This window comes from Leptolyngbya sp. AS-A5 (genome assembly GCF_039962495.1).
Classification (GTDB): Bacteria; Cyanobacteriota; Cyanobacteriia; order Leptolyngbyales; family Leptolyngbyaceae; genus Leptolyngbya.
Window position 1 is genome coordinate 25,202 of the sequence record NZ_JAMPLL010000022.1, and the last position, 17,070, is coordinate 42,271.

Genomic DNA, 17,070 nt, shown 5'->3' on the forward strand with positions numbered 1-17,070 from the left:
TTCTGAACTGTTGATGAGTAATGTATGTTTTCGATTCCCCTAGCCTGGTTACAACTGAAGCGCGAAAAAGTCCGGCTGTTGGTAGCGCTTGCGGGTATTGGATTTGCAGTCATTTTGATGTTTCTGCAATTGGGCTTTCAGGATGCGCTGTTTGAGAGTGCAATCACGCTGCACCAGAATATCGAAGGGGATATCTTTCTCATCAGTCCGCAATCGACTTCCTTGATTTCGATGAAGAGCTTTCCAGAACGGCGATTGTATCAATCGTTGGGGTTTGCGGGAGTGAAGTCGGTTAGCCCGATTTACATTGGATTTGGGATTTGGAAGAATCCATTCTGGCAAGGACCGCCTGCGTCGCAAACTCGTAGTATTTTGGTGATTGGCACGAACCCAGGAGACAATATCTTCGCGATTCCAGGTGTGGCAGAGAATCGATCGAAGATTCAGTTAACGGATGTGGTGCTGTTCGACAGCGCGTCGCGTCCTGAGTTTGGTGCCGTTGCCGAGAAATTTAAGGCACTGAGTCCTTCTGATCCTGCGATTCGGACTGAGGTGGAATCGCGTCGAGTCGAAGTTGGCGGATTGTTCCGCTTGGGGGCTTCGTTCGGGGCAGATGGAAACTTAATTACGAGCGATCTGAATTTCCGACGCATTTTTCCCAGTCGCGATCCAGCCCTAATTGATGTGGGGGTGATCAAGCTTGAGCCGGGAGCAAACTTAGAAGCAACGTTAGAGCGGTTCAAGAGCCTCCCTGGTGAGCGCAGGATTGATCCAAATAAGAAAATTGAGGAGACAAAAGAAGATTTTGTCGTGGGGGATGTGCGCGTGATGTCAAAAGCAGCGTTTGTTGCATTTGAGCAGAACTACTGGAAAGACAGCACGGCGATCGGGTTTATTTTTACCTTGGGTGCAGCGATCGGCTTTGTGGTTGGAACGGTGATTGTTTACCAGATTCTTTATACCGATGTTGCGGATCACTTAGCAGAGTATGCAACGTTGAAAGCAATGGGATACAAGAATCGCTACCTATTATCCGTTGTGTTTCAGGAAGCATTGATTTTGTCTGTTATGGGATATATTCCTGGCTATATTCTTTGTGTTGGGCTTTACAATCTCACTCGTAATGCAACCGCGCTTCCTTTAGCGATGACGACTTCGCGGGGCATTCTGGTTTTGTGCTTGACGATCCTCATGTGTGTAATTTCTGGCACGATCGCCGTTCGTAAAGTTCAACAAGCTGATCCGGCTGATATTTTTTAACATTTTTTAACTATGGCTAAAGATTCCATCATCGATATTCAGAAAGTCAATCACTATTACGGGACAGGACGATTGCGAAAGCAGATCTTGTTTGAGGTTACAACGGCGATCGAACCGGGTGAAGTGGTGATTATGACAGGCCCTTCGGGGTCTGGGAAAACGACGCTGTTGACGTTAATCGGAGCATTGCGATCGACGCAAGAAGGCAGTATGAAAGTGCTAGGGCAAGAGTTATTAAATGCGCCAGAGCGGGAGTTAGTCGAACTGCGTCGCAACATTGGCTATATTTTCCAGGCGCATAATCTGCTGAATTCGCTAACGGCTCGTCAAAATGTCCAAATGTCGATCGAGCTTCACACGGACATTCCGCAATCGAGCGCGCGTGAAATGGCGGAATCGATGTTATCGGCAGTGGGACTCGGTGAATGGGTGAATCAATATCCGCACGAATTATCCGGGGGGCAAAAACAGCGCGTTGCGATCGCTCGTGCCTTGGTGTGCAATCCGAAAATCGTGCTGGCAGATGAACCGACTGCCGCCCTTGATAAGAAGTCTGGTCGCGATGTCGTAGAGATTATGCAGAATTTGGCGAAAAAGCAAGGCGCGGCAATTTTGCTGGTCACACATGACAATCGGATTCTGGATATCGCCGATCGTATTATCAATATGGAAGATGGGCGATTGAATTCACTAGAGCTATCATCGCCCTGATTACTGAAACCGTTTTTTCTCACTTTGATAGCGAATCACTTCAGCAATCAGAGCGACACTAGCTGATGCAATCATTAAGACAACGCTCAAAGCATTCATATCGGGTCTAACACTGGTACGCACCCGGCTAAAGATTTCCATCGGTATCGTATTCACACCGCCTCCCGCCGTAAAACTCGCAATCAAAAAGTCATCCATACTCAATACAAACGCTAAAAGACAGCCTGAAATGATTGCAGGCGCCAATTGTGGCAGTAATACGAAAACTAATGATTGAAGCGGAGATGCGCCTAAATCTAAAGCAGCTTCTTCTAAATTCGGATCGAGATTCGTTAACCTTGTAGAAACAACTAGCGCAACATACGCTAAACAAAACACCACATGAGCCGCAACGATCGTCCACAAACTCAACGGCACTGCAATCACAGCAAGAAACACTAAAGTTGCAACAGCGATCGCAATATCAGGAATGATTAAAGGCAAATATACCGCGCCTTGAAATAGCTTTTTTCCATAAAACTGGTAGCGGGAAAGCCCGATCGCCATTAGGGTTCCGATCACGGCTGCAATTGCGGTTGCCAAACTTGCAACTAATAAGCTATCTCCTAGTGCCGACAAGATACGATTATCTTGGAAAAATTTGACATACCAGGAGAACGTAAACCCTTTCCACTGAGCGCTATTCGGCGCTGCGTTAAAGCTATAAAATGCTAAAACTGCGATCGGCAAATACATAAAGCCAAACATCAGCACCGTGAATAGGGCTGAAACTGGAAACTTAGATTGACTTTGCATTTCTATCCCCGTATTTAATTAGAAGTGCGATCGCAAGACTCACAACCAAAATCAAAATCATACTCAGCGCTGAACCAAAGCCCCAATTCTGCGTTGCGCCAAGGAACTGATCGTAGATCGATCGCGCTGCGGTTCGACTGGCAGTTCCGCCTAATAATTCAGGATTGACGAAATCGCCCGCTCCGGTAATAAACACTAATAGACTTCCGGCGGCAATTCCTGGTAAACATTGCGGAACCGTCACCCTCCAAAAAGCTTGGAACGGTGTTGCGCCTAAATCTGCTGCAGCTTCGAGCAGTTGACGATCGAGCTTTTCGAGCGACGCATACAGAATTAACACCATATAAGGTAATAAGCTGTAGATCATTCCAATCAAGACTGCGATCGGCTGATACAACAAATCCAGCGCAGGTAAACCAATACTGGTGAGAATGCTATTCAAAACGCCTGTTCTGCGGAGAATGCTCACCCAGGCATACGATCGCAATAGCGAAGATGTCCAGAGCGGCAGCGTAAATCCGAGCAGCAGTAGGTTGCGCCAGCGTTTCGGAGAAGAAAGCGCAATCCAATATGCCACCGGAAATCCCAGAACCAAGCATCCTAACGTCGTACCCGAAGCAAGCAGGAACGATCTTCTAATAATCGAAAAGGTTTCTGACTGGAAAATGCGCCAGTAGTTATCAAGACCCGACGGAATTACGACATCGCCAGGCTTGATATTCGGCACCAAGCTCAACTGGAAAATGATCAGCGTAGGCACGATCAGCAACAGCAGCAACCAGAGACTAGCCGGAGCCAGCATGAGCAAAGGTTGCAGCCACCGAGGTGCAATGCTCGGAGTTTCAGAAACAGAGGGCGCTTTCATGGAACAGTGACGATGAGAATAGCTCTTGTATGAAGAATACCCAGGATTTCTCACCGTGACACGAATTTTGCTTGATGCCTCTGCTAGTGGCTAGAGCGAGACAGACGATCGCGAATTCTTTGCAGCGTATCGGAGGTGCGGACGGGCGATCTCGGCTGGGGTGTTTCGCTATCGGGCCAGAACGGCAGATCCGCACAAGGACATTCAGAGGGAGGCATTCCGAGCGATCTCATTGGCACAGGCATCGCACAACGGGCGCAGGAATTGATTTCCCAATCCGACGAGAGCAGTTCTCGGATCGTTTGGGTAGTGCCTTCGATGTAGCAATCGCCCGATTCTGGAGCGCGCACTAGATTCCAGCAGGCTTCAAACTCGTCGCTGTAGCGATCGCCCGCAATCACAGAGGATACCTTGAGGGCTTGCCGTCCGTTGTGAGTCATGAGTCGCTTTCCTAGCTGAAACCAGTAGGCGAGATACTGTCTAACTTGTTGTTCAGTTGCCATAGGTTGCGCGAAATCAGAATGGGTCACGAGCAATATGCCTCAACTTTAGGACGAGATGTGAAGCGTGTTCCTCAATCTCATGGGAGGTAGCGGGGTAGATTTTAGGGAAAAACTGAAGTAGTCTCAGCCTAGCGCGTGGGGCTTCTAATGAATATGAATAAAATCTTTAGACTTTTAGCGCATCTACCGCAGCTTTTACCAAGCCATAAAAGGGCGCTTGCGAAACATCGACTTCTTGCATTGCTTGATCTAGTTTTCCAAGGGTTCCAATTCTTTGCCCTTTTTGAATAATTAAGATTTCACCTTTAGTGTTCTGAATTCTTAACTCTTTGATTCCACTTTGTTCGAGTAGTGTGCAGGTGTAGGGTCGATCGCTGAAGATAAATTCGATTTGCTGCGCTTGTGATAGTCTTGCCCCAACGATTTCGAGTTGGACGGAAACTTCGTTGTTCCACTCGTTGGACTTGAGCCGATAGGCGATATCTAAGGTGCTTGGTAGGGGGAAATATTCGCCCCAGCGCCATGCGATCGCGTTAATTTTCTCGCTGCCCGAGCGCAGTACAAATTTGATGTGTCCTTTCCCAATCCGGCGTTGCTCATCAATGCAAACGTTCGGTGTCCAGAAAACCGGATCGGGGTTGTCCATGCCGCAAGGATGCAGGGCATCGAGTTGAGCGTGAAGCGCTAGATCAAGTTGAGCGAGTTCGGCTTGGGCATCGATCGTGACTAACGGTTTAAGGTGCTCAGGTTTAAGCGATCGGTGGGCGAAGGTTCTAAGTCTTGCTCGAATGTCGTCTAAACGATCGGCTTCAAAAGAAAACCCGCCTGCTGCTTTGTGTCCTCCATGTTTGAGCATCAAGTCTTTGCAGCACTCTAACGCTTCAAACACATTGAATTCTGGAATGCTGCGAGCCGACCCGCGAATATGGGTTTTTGCTGCGTCTTCATACGTTCCGATAAAGACTGGAACACCGTAGCGTTCGACTAATCGAGAGGCAACAATTCCGATTACGCCATGATGCCAATCGGGTTGCACTAACAATAAAACACGATCGTCTTTTGCATTTAGCGAACTGTTTTCATAGGCTTCGATCGCTTCTTTCTCGATCTGTTCACACAATTGTTGCCGGTGTTTATTCACCTGTTCACACTGCATTGCGCGCTCTAATGCAACGCCATCATCATCAGTAATCAATAGCTCAATCACAATCTCTGGATCAGAGATCCGCCCGATCGCATTGATTCTAGGGCCTAATCGAAACCCGATCGCTTCAGGCTTGAGGTTTTTGTCATTGCTCAAGCCTGCAATCTGAATTAACGCTTGAATGCCCGCTATTTTGGACTTTGGTAATAACTGCAAACCGCGCTTTACCCAGCGGCGATTAACCCCGGTCAGTGGAGCCAAGTCTGCGATCGTGCCTAGTGTAAATAGCTCTAACAGGGAGTGCTGTAAGTCTCTGGTCTGTCCAAAACTTTGAGCTAAACAGACGGCGAGAACATACGCAACTCCCACTCCTGCCATACCGCGATACGGTGAGGTTTCTGCGATTAACTTCGGATTTAGAATTGCGTTTGCGTTTGGCAGGATCGGCGGTAAATCATGGTGATCGGTGATAATTACTGTTAAACCGAGTTCTCTGGCTCGATCGATTGGATCATGTGCCGCAATGCCATTATCGACCGTGAGAATGAGTCCAACTCCTTCCTCGTGAAACTCTTCGATAATGCGGCGATTGATGCCGTATCCTTCGCTCATGCGGCTCGGAATCGCATAGTCAACTCTTGCGCCCAAATACCGCAATGCTCGGAGTAACAATGCAGTGCTCGTCATGCCGTCTGCATCATAATCGCCGCAAATCGCAATCCGGGTTTTATCATTGATTGCATTAATCAAGAGTTCTAAGCTGATCGCTAAATCTGGAAAGTCTTCTAGCGGAGAAGGCAGCGATTGTCGTTCTGGGTCGAGAAATTCTTGGACGGATTCGAGCGAAGTGAAGCCGCGATTGATCAAAACCTGCGCGAGAAGCGGCGATCTCTGAGTTTCTACAGCAAGCTGTGTCGCGTGATCGCGCTGAGCGGGATGAATAAACCAACGTTGATCCGGGAGGCGCGATCGATCAGACATAGCCAGAGCGCAAACTTAAAGAGACGGAAACGATTGTACTCTTGAACGCTGCGATCTCGGATCAAACTGTACTGTATTTTTAACGGTTTCGGCGAAGCGCTGAGCAAGTAGTGAATTGGTGTAATGGTTCAGCACCGCTTGCCGCCCGGTTGTTGCGTAGTGCGATCGCAGTTCGGGATTTAGAATCAATTCGCTTAATTTCTGTGACAGCGCGATCGCGTTTCCTTCAGGAAAAACTAATCCGCCTTTTGTGGCACTGATTAGATGAGGAATTTCGCCTGAATCCGAGCCGATTACCGGAGTTCCACACGCCATCGCTTCAATGATTACTCGCCCGAACTGTTCTTTCCAACTCGATCGCGTTTCAGAAGGCAGCACCAGCAGATCGAATGCCGAAAGATAGTTCGGAGTTTCGGTAAACGGAACAAAACCTAATTTCTGAATGCGATCGCTAAGATTTAGCTGTTGTGCGATCGCGTCAAACTCCGATTCATACTCTCCACTGCCAATCATGACCAATCGCCACGGGCGCGATCGGATCTCGTTCAAAGCAAGGAGTAGCGTTTTCAGTCCTTTTTGTTCAACAATGCGCCCAACATAGCCGATTAATACATCTTGGGCACCCAGTTCAGTTTTAAGCGTGTTCGATCGGGGATAGTAAATTGCTGGATCAATTCCAGACGGCATCAATACACTTTGCCCCGTGTATCCCTTTTCTCGCATCACCGCTTCTGCGCTGTAAGACCCAGGAAACATCACATCAGTATGCTTTAGAATCCAGCGCTCCATCTGCCGAAACGGAATCGGATAACGCTTAAGAATGTTCTGCCAGGTAAAAAAACTAATCGGTTTGCGAATCGTGAAATAGTTTGCGAGATAAACCTGCAACGTCACTAACGCATAAGGCTCTTGATGTAGGTAGATAAAATCGGGATTGAGCTTGCGGAGTAGATTTACAAAGAACGATCGATAACTATGCAGTGGAATACTGCCTGAGCGCCAAACTGGAATGCTGATGATCTGTCCGCGAAAATCTTTCCAGCGCTCGATCTTGCGCCGAATGCCGTATTCATCTTTCCAATTTTCAGGCATGACGATCGTGAGTTCCCAGCCGGTTTGCTGCTCAATCTCAGCGTAAAACTGTTGAACCACAGAGACTGTACAAGAATGATTCACGATCAAAAGCTTCATAGATTGCACCGCAAGACATTAAAGAACTAATCGGCAGGCTGATAAGCGGGAGCTTGCTTGATTTTGTGCCATTTGTAATAGGTACTCCACTTCAAGGCACGACGATCGCGCCAGAGTGCCGGAAGATTTTGCTGAATTTCGCGAACAATCCAACTTGCCCCAAATTCACTCTTGATCTTGTGCTGACGACAATAAGCCCAATGTTTGTAAACGTAGAGCAAGATTCTCAGGGGAATGCTGAACACCATCATCGCCGAAGGTTCGTTATAAATCGCAGCAAAACACTTGTTCCGGCAGTTGTTTCTCAGCGCGACTAAGTTATTTCGTCCGATCGGGGACTTATAGTGAATCACACAAGCATCCGGTAGATAAACCACATAAAAGCCGCGATCGAGCATTCGCTTACAAAATTCGGGTTCTTCATAATACGCGGCGAACATTTCCCGATAGCCTCCTAATTCGAGAAACAAGTCTCGTCGCAGCAGGCTACCGTAGCCTACAAAAGTCGGAGCATAACAACGATACTCGATTGCCAAAGGTTGACCCGGCAAGAGTTTTCCGGTCTCGTCGCTTTGAGACAGCGCGACTGCTCCCACTTCAGGACTAATCTTCAACACCGTTAAGGCGTTGTCAACACTCTCCGCGCTCAACAGTTGAGCATCATCATCGAGATACAGCAAATAAGGCGCTTTCGCTCGTTCTGCAAGTTCGTTGCGGGTGGCAGGGATACCCTTATTGTTCTCATGCCGAAAGACTTGTAATCGATCGACCAAAATCGGATCGATCGCTGGAAGCACCCGATCGCCGATCGGCGCTTCTGAGGCATCATCAATCAGCAGAATCTCAAACTCAACGTGCTGAAGCAAGGTAAGAGAATTCAGGCAGCGAATCACATCATCAGGACGATTACGACTGGCAACACAGACTGAGAGCGCTGGAGAGGTAGAATTCATCATCAGGCGAATCGCGTCAACTCCTTAAAATTTGAAGTGATAGTGGGCATCTGTCATCTGCCCGAGGATAGGACAGCTTTCTTCTAAACAAAATAAAATTTAACTGCATCAATTGAAAGATACGATCGCACGGGTCGAATCGTATACTAAGAGAGCAATTTACAATCGTTTACTCTTGGGCATCGATCTTCGCAGCTACGTTTATATCGATCGCTTGCAGTCGCAGCACGCAGCTTATCTGGGAACCGAGGCGCTAGGATTTCTGCCACTTCCCGGTGACGCTTCATTATGGATTGAAATCACGCCTGGAATCGAAATCAATCGCATCATGGATGTGGCGCTGAAAGCGGCAGTGGTGCGTCCGGGAGTGCAGATGGTCGAGCGGTTATATGGAGTCCTCGAAATTCACGCGAGCAATCAAGGCGAAGTGAATGCGGCGGGGCGAGCGATTCTGGCGGCGCTGAATGTGCAGAAACAGGATTGTCTGCGACCGCGTGTGATCTCTAGCCAGATTATCCGCAATATTGATGCTCACCATACACAACTGATTAACCGAACGCGGCGCGGCAATATGATTTTGGCAGGACAAACGCTGTATGTGTTTGAAGTAGAACCAGCGGCATATGCCGCTTTAGCTGCAAACGAAGCCGAAAAAGCGGCGTTCATTAACATTCTGCAAATCTCAGCCGTGGGCAGTTTTGGACGCTTGTATCTAGGCGGTGAAGAGCGCGACATCATCGCCGCATCGAAGGCAGTGATCGAGACGATGGAAAATCTGCCGGGACGAGAACACTACAGCGATCGTAAGGAGTAAAGCGATCGTGGCGGTGATGGCACATTTGATGACGCTGCATAAGGGCGCGGTGATTTGGTCGGAGTGGCGATCGCGCTATCCCACGATCGAGCCGGATTTAAGCGATGCGGATTTAGATGAGATTGAGTTGCGCGGCGCAAACTTACGAGGAGCGAATTTTAGTCGCTCTAGATTATGCTGGGCGGTGCTGAATGAAGCAGAGTTGAACGCGGCAAAATTTAATAAAGCAGTGCTTCAGAAAACTGAATTTATGCACGCGACATTACAGCACGCCCAATTTGTGGATGCGAACTTAGTTGGAGCAGATTTTCGTCACGCTAATCTAACCGATGCCAATTTCATCGGAGCAGATCTCAAGGGTGCGAATTTTAATGATGCAGATCTGATTCGGGCGAATTTGATTGGCACAGAGTTACGGGGCGCGAAATTTAAGCGATCGGATCTTACAGGTGCAGACTTGCGGCGATCGGATTTAAGCAATGCGATTTTGATTCAGGCAAACTTAGCCGAAGCCAATTTGAGCGATGCAAATTTAGTTGAGGCGGAATTAAGCGGAGCGCATTTTTATCGATCGACCTTCCACAAAGCCAATTTGAAGTTCGCTCACTTTAGCGGGAGTTACTTATTTGGGGCAGATTTTACGGGTGCTGACTTGTCCGGAGCTGACTTGTCCTGGGCAAATTTGGGCAAGGCAAATTTTACTGGGGCAACTTTAGCCGGCACGAATCTCAGAGGTGCAAATTTGGCGGGTGCGGTTTTGCCCGCTAGATTAAGTCGGTGATGCGATCGCCCTGCCATCGTCTTTTTCAGGTAAACGGGTACTCTGGAGGTAAAATTCCTTCGTTCTCTCCGCATGAAAAACTGGTGGCAGCAAATCCAAGCGAAAATTCAGGTCATTCCAGAAGCAAAACCAGAAGAATCGATTCTTCTGCGAGTCCTCACTCAGTCGCTTGTCAGCGTGGGAATTTTGGCGACAGATTTGGCTGCGGAAACTCAGTTGAGCGTGTGGGCAATTCCCTTAAGCGCGATCGGAGCCTATTGGAGTTGGCATCGACGACGCAAGAAAAATACAGGGTTTAAATTCCTGTTGGCGATCGCAATGACGATCGTGCTGTTTAGTTTTTTTGGCAGGATGCTCGGTGGTGCTCAGAGCGGTGATAATCGGCTGCTGCTGGCAGAGTTTCTGATTCAGATCCAAGTGCTGCACAGCTTTGATTTGCCACGCCGCAAGGATTTGGGCTATTCAACGATGATTGGGCTAGTGCTGCTGTCGGTGGCAAGTACGCTGAGTCAGACGATGCTGTTTGGCGCAATGCTGCTGGTATTTTTGGCGATCGCGCTCCCGGTACTGATGCTCGATTATTGTTCGCGCTTGGGCGTAGATGTGGTCAAGTTAGAGCGCACCAGCTTTAAGAAAATCAATTTTCGAGTGCTGCCTGCGATTTTTGCGATCGTGCTGGCATTGGGGTTGGTGATTTTTGCGCTGATGCCGCGACTTCCTGGATATCAGTTACGTATATTTCCGGTCAGTTCTCCGGTGAGCGTTCAGGAGCGATTTAATAACCGAGTGATTACCAATCCGGGCATGGGTCAGAGCCGAGATCCGCGTGTCGGAATGCGATCGGGGAGCGGAAAAGGCGCAGGGCAAAGCCAAGATCCAGATGACCTGTCTTATGCTGGATTTGGCGACAAGATTAGCCAAAACGTGCGGAATCCATTAAAGCCGCGAGCCATCATGCGGGTGAGATCGCAGATCGAAGGCTTTTGGCGGGTGATGGCTTTCGATCGCTACACAGGGCAGGGTTGGGAGGTGTCGCGCAACGACAAGACGCAGACGATTAAACGCTCACCTTGGTCATATCGGTTCTTTCTGCCGACTCCGGTGACGATCGGCAAAACACGCGAAGTGGTGCAGACCTACACGATTATTGCCCCAATGCCGAATCTAATTCCGGCGCTTTCAAGGGCGAGAGAAATCTATTTCCCGACCGATGAAATTGCGATCGACCCCGAAGCAGGATTACGTGCGCCGATCGAGCTGGGCGATGGCATTACTTATACCGTGGTGTCGGATGTGCCGTATCGCGATCGCACGTTGCTGCGGCTGTATTCGGCCAGAGCGCAGTATCCAAAAGAGAGTCCACACTTACAGATTCCGGCGGGAATTGCTCAGAATGTCGCTAAAGAAACGAAGCGAATCCTGGCAACTTCTGAACAGCCGATCGAGTCCGATTATGAAAAGGCGCTTTATCTGGGGCAGTATTTGAAGCAGCGTTATCAGGTTCGGCAAGACCTGGATTTGCTGAAGCCGGGTGAAGATCTCGTCGAAGCATTTTTGCAAAATCAAGGCGGCGATCGCGATCATTTTTCTACGACGCTGACGATGATGCTGCGATCAATTGGCATTCCGGCGCGATTAGTAGCGGGATATGCGCCCGGAGAATTTAATCCCTTCACCGGACTGTACATTGTGAAGAATACCGATGCTTACGCGATCACAGAAATCTTCGTGCCGCGCGTGGGATGGTTCACGATCAACCCAATTCCGGGACATGAACTGATTCCGCCGTCGATCGAGGAATATCAGCCCTTTAGTCTGTTGCAGCGATTTTGGAACTGGGTCGCGGGATGGCTACCTCTGCCTGTAACGGCTTGGATCAGCGAAGTAATTCAGACGATCAGGAGCGCGATCGGCTGGTTTTTGGCGCTGTTTACTCAAGGATTAGGTGGATTCTTTACCGCGTGTTTGCTAATGATTAGCACTGCCTTGCTGGTTTGGCTGTGTGGTCAAGGCTGGAAAAAATGGCAAACTTACCAGCGGTTGCAGAAGCTTGCACCGATGGAGCGGCTTTATCAGCAAATGCTGTCTCGCCTCGAAGCGCAAGGCACTCGTAAATCTTCAGCAGATACGCCGCTAGAATATGCCCGACGAGCAAAAACCATGCGGACTCAAGAGCAAGCAGGTGCGATCGAAGACATTTCCCAAGCGTATGTGAAGTGGCGCTACGGACGAGAAAAACCTGAAATTGAAGCGCTGCGGCATCAGTTGAAGAGACTAAAACCTCAGCGAAAGTAAATGAGTAAGCCTGTGCCAAAGGCAACACCATTGGCAGTATTCGTTTCGGATAGCAACCGTCTCGACTTCAGCAGCACAAAGGAATCCGCTCGAATGGGTGCAAGTGACACTATCGACACCCGATTCGAGCTACGGTATAATCTTCCGAAATTATTCAGCCCTGAGAGGGAGAATCTAAGCGTGCCGAAAAAAACACGCTCGAAAGTAGAAAATTCCCAGAGATTTTCAGGATCACGGCTAAAATGTAGCGCAGTGTACAAAAAGCATTCGGTGACTCAGTTTTAGTGGTCTAAAGTCATCAATTGTTTACAAAGCTCGATCGCTGACCGGCTCGTAAACTCATCCAGCACTCGACACGACAAGGAAAGAAATGGTTGTGACCAAGGATAGACCGCTTGCAGCAATGTTCCGTCAGATTGGAGGAAGTGCATATCCTCCCGTGATTGAGACGTTTGAACGGGGCAAAACAATCTTCTTTCCCGGAGATCCGGCAGAACGAGTGTATTTTCTGGTCAAGGGTGCCGTCAAACTGTCGCGGGTATACGAAGCAGGCGAAGAAATTACGGTGGCGCTGCTGAGAGAAAACAGCGTATTCGGGGTGCTGTCACTGATTACCGGACAAAGAGCCGATCGCTTTTATCACGCCGTTGCCTTTACTCCGGTTGAGTTGCTTTCGATCCCGATCGAGCAAGTCGAGAAAGCACTGAAGGAAAACCCCGAACTTTCGATGCTGATGCTCAAAGGCTTGTCCTCGCGAATTTTGCAAACCGAGATGATGATCGAAACCCTAGCGCACCGGGATATGGGATCGCGATTGGTGAGCTTTTTGCTGATTCTCTGCCGCGATTTTGGAGTCCCATCGCAAGAGGGAATCATGATTGACCTCAAACTCTCGCATCAAGCGATCGCTGAAGCGATCGGTTCGACTCGCGTGACGGTGACGCGCTTACTGGGAGATTTGCGTCAGGACAAAATGATTTCGATTCACAAGAAAAAAATCACCGTTCACAATCCGGTAACGCTAAGTCAGCAGTTTACCTAATTGGACTAGAATTCTTTCCTTGAAGACCCGCCCGAAGTATAAATCGAACAGGCATAATGATAGGCGGATCTAGAATTGCCTTGCCAGTGTAAAAGTGCTGGTCTAAGGATCTCTTGGGAGTCTTATGTCCGATGTCGGGCTGATTTTAATTCTGGTGGTGTTGGTGTTGGGTGGAGTGATCGCAACAGTGGGTGATCGCTTGGGAACTCGTGTGGGAAAAGCGCGGCTTAGCTTGTTTAATCTTCGTCCGAAGCAAACCGCGGTCGTAGTCACCATTTTGACCGGAACGCTGATTTCTGCCTCAACTTTAGGAGTGCTGCTGCTGGCAAGTAAAACCTTTCGCGAAATGCTGCTGAACTTTGGGCGAATCCAAACCGAACTGCGCGATCGCGGACGCGATTTGGAAAAAGCTGCCACCGATCTGAAGGCGACCGATGCTCAGAAAGCCCAAGTTGAGAAACAGCTCACAGAAGCCCGATCGGAACGCGCCCAAGTTGAGGAACAGCTAAAGCGAATCAATGCCGATCTGAAAACTTCAATCGATCGCCAACGAGAAACCAATGCTCAACTCCGCACCACCGAAGCGCAGCGTGATCTCACGCGTCGTCAACTGATCGCGGTGTCTGGTCAAGCATTAAAACTCCGCAGCGATATCAATCAACTGCAATCGGAACAAAAGACCCTGATTATGCAGCGCGATCAGGTCAAGCAGCAGATCGCCGAGCGCGATGCAGAGATTGCCGAACGCACCAAACTGATTGAACAACGCGATCGTGAGATTAATGAGCGCGATCAGGTGATTGGGCAGCGTGAGACGGATCTGAAGCGATTAGAGGCGCAACGAGCCAGCCTAACTGCGACACTGCAGCAAATTGAACGGGATGTCGAACTAATTCGCAGCGGCGATCTGGCGATTTATCGGACACAAGTGTTGTCTTCTGGCGTGGTGCGCGTAGGGAATTCAGAAGGTGCGAAAGCAGCGATCGATCAACTCCTGCAATATGCAAATCGTTCTGCGGTTGAGGCACTGCGGCTCGGACGAGATGATCTGCAAATTGTGCAGATTCGGACGACGGAAGTTGAAAGTTTGATTCAACAAATCAGGAATGGTCAAGATTATCTGGTTCGGGTACAAGCCCTCGCAAACTATGTCAAAGGCGAAAACAAACCCGTGTTTGTTTATATGAGTGCAGTCCCCAATCGGGTTGTGTTTTCTGCGGGAGAGACGATCGCTGCCCAAACGATCGATCCCTCCAAGCTTGCACCGCAGGACTTCCAACGGTCGATTCAAGAACTGCTTGCTGTTTCTAATACTCGCGCTCGTGTCGCTGGCGTTTTGAACGACAACATTCAAATCGAAAAACTGCTTACATTAGGATCATTCATTGACCAGCTGCGGCGCTATCCCACTCCGGTTGAACTGCGAGCGATCGCATCGGATACCACATACACGGCTGGGCCGCTCAAAATAGAATTAGTGGCAGTTCAAAACGGACAAGTGGTGCTGAGAGCATCGAGCTAACATATCCAGCGAATAGGGGAGTAGAGACGCAGCATGGCGGAACAGCCAGTAATTCTGGGGTTTGATCCAGGGCGGCAAAAGTGTGGATTAGCGGTCATGGGGGTCGATCGCCGCCTCTACTATCATGAAGTGATCAGCGCCGAAAGCACGATCGCGACGATTCAAGGCTTGCGGGAGCGGTATCCGATTTCGCTATTGGTGATGGGGGATCAGACTTCCTCGAAAGATTGGAAGCTCAAAATCGAGAGTGAATTGAGTGAGCCGCTACGAATTGTCACGGTGGATGAGCGCAATAGTTCCTTAGAAGCTCGCGATCGCTATTGGCAGCTTTATCCGCCAGAAGGGTTGAATCGGTTGATCCCGCAAGGAATGCGAACGCCGCCGAGGGCGATCGATGATATTGTGGCGATTTTGCTGATCGAACGGTACTTAGAACGCTTGGTGAGCTAAGGGATCGATTCATCGCCTAGACGGGCTTGAGTGAATTGTTCTAGCACTGCCTGACGCAACAATCGCTGTGGCATGAACCCCTGAGTCAAAATGAAGTCGTGAAACTTTTGGGAGTCAAATTTCTCGCCGAGTTGTCGTTCGACATTTCTGCGAAGCTGCATCAGGCGTTGATAGCCATAGAAGTAAGAGGGAGCGTGTCCGGGAAGCCGGACGGTATAGCGATCGATTTCCTGCTGAGCGAAGAACTTTGAGTAGCCTGCCTCTTCGGTGAGAATGCGCAGTGCTTCGGTCGTCGAGATTTTACCTAAATGCAGTTCGGGTTCCAAGAAGGCACGCGCCGCCCGCAATAGCTGAAATTGTAGGGAGATAAACTGCCCTTCGATCGGCATGAACGGTAGGGTAATCGCTTCGGCGTAGAGTGCCCAGCCTTCGTGGTTGGCAGGGTTGTAGCCGAACTTCGATCGAGCCTCAGAAATGCCTTGATCTTGAATCGTGGTGAACTGAAGGTCGTGTCCGGGTCTGCCTTCGTGAGCAGTGAGCGTCCAGGAAACGGCGGGATAGGTGAAATCGTTGTAGGTACGGGGTTGGGGGTCTGGTTTTAGGAGGGGAATGATGAAGGTTCCAGCCGTTTTGCTTGAAGCTTTGGGGGCATGGTATTGCGGAACGGGAAAAATTGCGTTTTCACGATCGGTGGTGAGCCGAATGGTTAAGGGGCGTTTCGGGAGCGTGACTAATTTTTCACGCTGAATGATGGCTTCGATTTCCTTTTGGCGTTTCTGATAGTGCGGCAGAATTTGATCGCTCGGTAATTGCTCTTGCTTGAGAGCGCGGATTACGTCGCGATAGTCTTTTGCCTGAAAGCCTTTTTGTCTGGCGATTTGTGGCGCAAGCACGTTCATTTCTTGTTGAATGGCGGCAAAGGCAGAATGGGCATTTTGCAGGAGTTCGTCGATCGGGATTTCGACTCCTCGTTCTGCGAGTTCTGCTGCATAAAGTTCGCTCGGTAAGCGGAAGCTGGTTCTGGCTTTGGGTAGGATTTCTTGCCGAACAAAGTTTGTATATTCGGTTAATTGTGCTTTTAGCTTGGTGTAACTTGATTGATCAATTTTCTGTTGTTCGATGCGTTGCTTGATTTGCTCGAGTTGAATGGTTGTATTTGCTAGATCTTTTTCAAGCTGCGATTTTTCGGGAAAGAAAACGTTTTGTTGCGTCATGCTCTCTCGCATTCTTTGAATCGCCATCGTCGCTATCGCAGTTGTATTTTCTCCGCTAATTCGCTTTAGCTGCTTGGTTAAATCGCGCTTGTTGAGATCATCAATGCTGCGGTTAATTTCTCTAGCTAAATTCACATAAGGCAAACGGTATCGTCGATCGAGTTGAATTGATCGCAATTCCTCGTTTGCTGATTGAATCAGAATTTCTAGATCAAGTTTGACCGATGGCTCAGTTTCCTGCTTTCGCTTTGTCTGAAGTGTTGCAACTGCGTTATTTAAGTTTCGCTCGTAGCATTGCACATAGTTTGTATCTAGTTTCAGCAGCGATTGGCTGAGTGTGGGTTGATCTGTGCAGTTTGATTCTGATTCAGCTTTGATTAGAAGGTTTGTATTTTCATTGCTTCTTGTGATCCAGTTAGGTTTTGCCGATGCGATCAGTTCTGAAATGGAGTGGATCGCGATCGCGACCATGAACGATGCGATCGCCAGCAAAACGGGAACTTTGCGCGAGAGCCGGAGAGCACGAACCATAAATCAGTGAAAAGGGAC

General features: G+C 49.0%; 15 protein-coding genes. 8 read left to right on the top strand and 7 right to left on the bottom strand.

What is annotated here, in order from left to right; translation table 11 throughout:
* Window positions 1–24: 24 nt before the first annotated feature.
* Complete coding sequence (gene devC, locus NC980_RS19830) at window positions 25–1,260, top strand: ABC transporter permease DevC (RefSeq protein ID WP_190375855.1); 1,236 nt, start codon at window positions 25–27, stop codon at window positions 1,258–1,260.
* Between the two features lie 12 nt (window positions 1,261–1,272).
* A complete protein-coding gene (locus tag NC980_RS19835) occupies window positions 1,273–1,971 on the top strand; it encodes a DevA family ABC transporter ATP-binding protein (RefSeq protein ID WP_190375856.1) in 699 nt (232 codons plus the stop codon).
* On the opposite strand, the gene NC980_RS19840 is transcribed toward NC980_RS19835, so the two are convergent.
* From NC980_RS19840 to NC980_RS19865, 6 genes are all read right to left on the bottom strand, one after another.
* The gene (locus NC980_RS19840; RefSeq protein WP_190375857.1) at window positions 1,972–2,766 is read right to left on the bottom strand and encodes an ABC transporter permease; all 795 of its coding nucleotides are present in this window, start codon (window positions 2,764–2,766) and stop codon (window positions 1,972–1,974) included. It abuts the gene before it with no gap.
* The gene (locus NC980_RS19845; protein WP_190375858.1) at window positions 2,750–3,631 is read right to left on the bottom strand and encodes an ABC transporter permease; all 882 of its coding nucleotides are present in this window, start codon (window positions 3,629–3,631) and stop codon (window positions 2,750–2,752) included. Before NC980_RS19845 ends, NC980_RS19840 begins: the two co-directional genes overlap by 17 nt.
* A gap of 83 nt (window positions 3,632–3,714) precedes the next feature.
* The gene (locus NC980_RS19850; RefSeq protein ID WP_190375859.1) at window positions 3,715–4,134 is read right to left on the bottom strand and encodes a hypothetical protein; all 420 of its coding nucleotides are present in this window, start codon (window positions 4,132–4,134) and stop codon (window positions 3,715–3,717) included.
* A 166-nt stretch (window positions 4,135–4,300) separates the two neighbouring features.
* The gene (gene recJ, locus NC980_RS19855) at window positions 4,301–6,259 is read right to left on the bottom strand and encodes a single-stranded-DNA-specific exonuclease RecJ (protein WP_190375860.1); all 1,959 of its coding nucleotides are present in this window, start codon (window positions 6,257–6,259) and stop codon (window positions 4,301–4,303) included.
* Window positions 6,260–6,274: 15 nt separating this feature from the next.
* Window positions 6,275–7,450 carry a glycosyltransferase gene (locus NC980_RS19860; protein WP_190375861.1) on the bottom strand — a complete coding sequence of 392 codons (1,176 nt, stop codon included), beginning with the start codon at window positions 7,448–7,450 and terminating at the stop codon, window positions 6,275–6,277.
* Between the two features lie 26 nt (window positions 7,451–7,476).
* Window positions 7,477–8,406 (bottom strand): glycosyltransferase, encoded by a 930-nt coding sequence (locus tag NC980_RS19865; RefSeq protein ID WP_190375862.1) that lies wholly within the window; start codon window positions 8,404–8,406, stop codon window positions 7,477–7,479.
* Window positions 8,407–8,578: 172 nt separating this feature from the next.
* Between NC980_RS19865 and NC980_RS19870 the strand changes: the two genes are divergently transcribed.
* The 6 genes from NC980_RS19870 (at window position 8,579) to NC980_RS19895 (ending at window position 15,307) form a co-directional block, all read left to right on the top strand.
* Window positions 8,579–9,217 (top strand): hypothetical protein, encoded by a 639-nt coding sequence (locus NC980_RS19870; protein WP_190375863.1) that lies wholly within the window; start codon window positions 8,579–8,581, stop codon window positions 9,215–9,217.
* A gap of 16 nt (window positions 9,218–9,233) precedes the next feature.
* Window positions 9,234–9,998 carry a pentapeptide repeat-containing protein gene (locus NC980_RS19875; protein ID WP_242026617.1) on the top strand — a complete coding sequence of 255 codons (765 nt, stop codon included), beginning with the start codon at window positions 9,234–9,236 and terminating at the stop codon, window positions 9,996–9,998.
* 72 nt (window positions 9,999–10,070) lie between these two features.
* A complete protein-coding gene (locus NC980_RS19880; RefSeq protein WP_190375865.1) occupies window positions 10,071–12,293 on the top strand; it encodes a DUF3488 and DUF4129 domain-containing transglutaminase family protein in 2,223 nt (740 codons plus the stop codon).
* Window positions 12,294–12,663: 370 nt separating this feature from the next.
* A complete protein-coding gene (ntcA, locus tag NC980_RS19885; protein ID WP_190375866.1) occupies window positions 12,664–13,335 on the top strand; it encodes a global nitrogen regulator NtcA in 672 nt (223 codons plus the stop codon).
* 124 nt (window positions 13,336–13,459) lie between these two features.
* Entirely contained in the window at window positions 13,460–14,857 is a 1,398-nt protein-coding gene (locus NC980_RS19890; RefSeq protein ID WP_190375867.1) for a DUF3084 domain-containing protein, read from the top strand.
* Between the two features lie 33 nt (window positions 14,858–14,890).
* Entirely contained in the window at window positions 14,891–15,307 is a 417-nt protein-coding gene (locus NC980_RS19895; RefSeq protein WP_190375868.1) for a Holliday junction resolvase RuvX, read from the top strand.
* On the opposite strand, the gene NC980_RS19900 is transcribed toward NC980_RS19895, so the two are convergent.
* Window positions 15,304–17,052 (bottom strand): DUF885 domain-containing protein, encoded by a 1,749-nt coding sequence (locus NC980_RS19900; protein WP_190375869.1) that lies wholly within the window; start codon window positions 17,050–17,052, stop codon window positions 15,304–15,306. The two genes, NC980_RS19895 and NC980_RS19900, sit on opposite strands and share 4 nt — an antisense overlap.
* Between the last annotated feature and the right edge of the window lie 18 nt (window positions 17,053–17,070).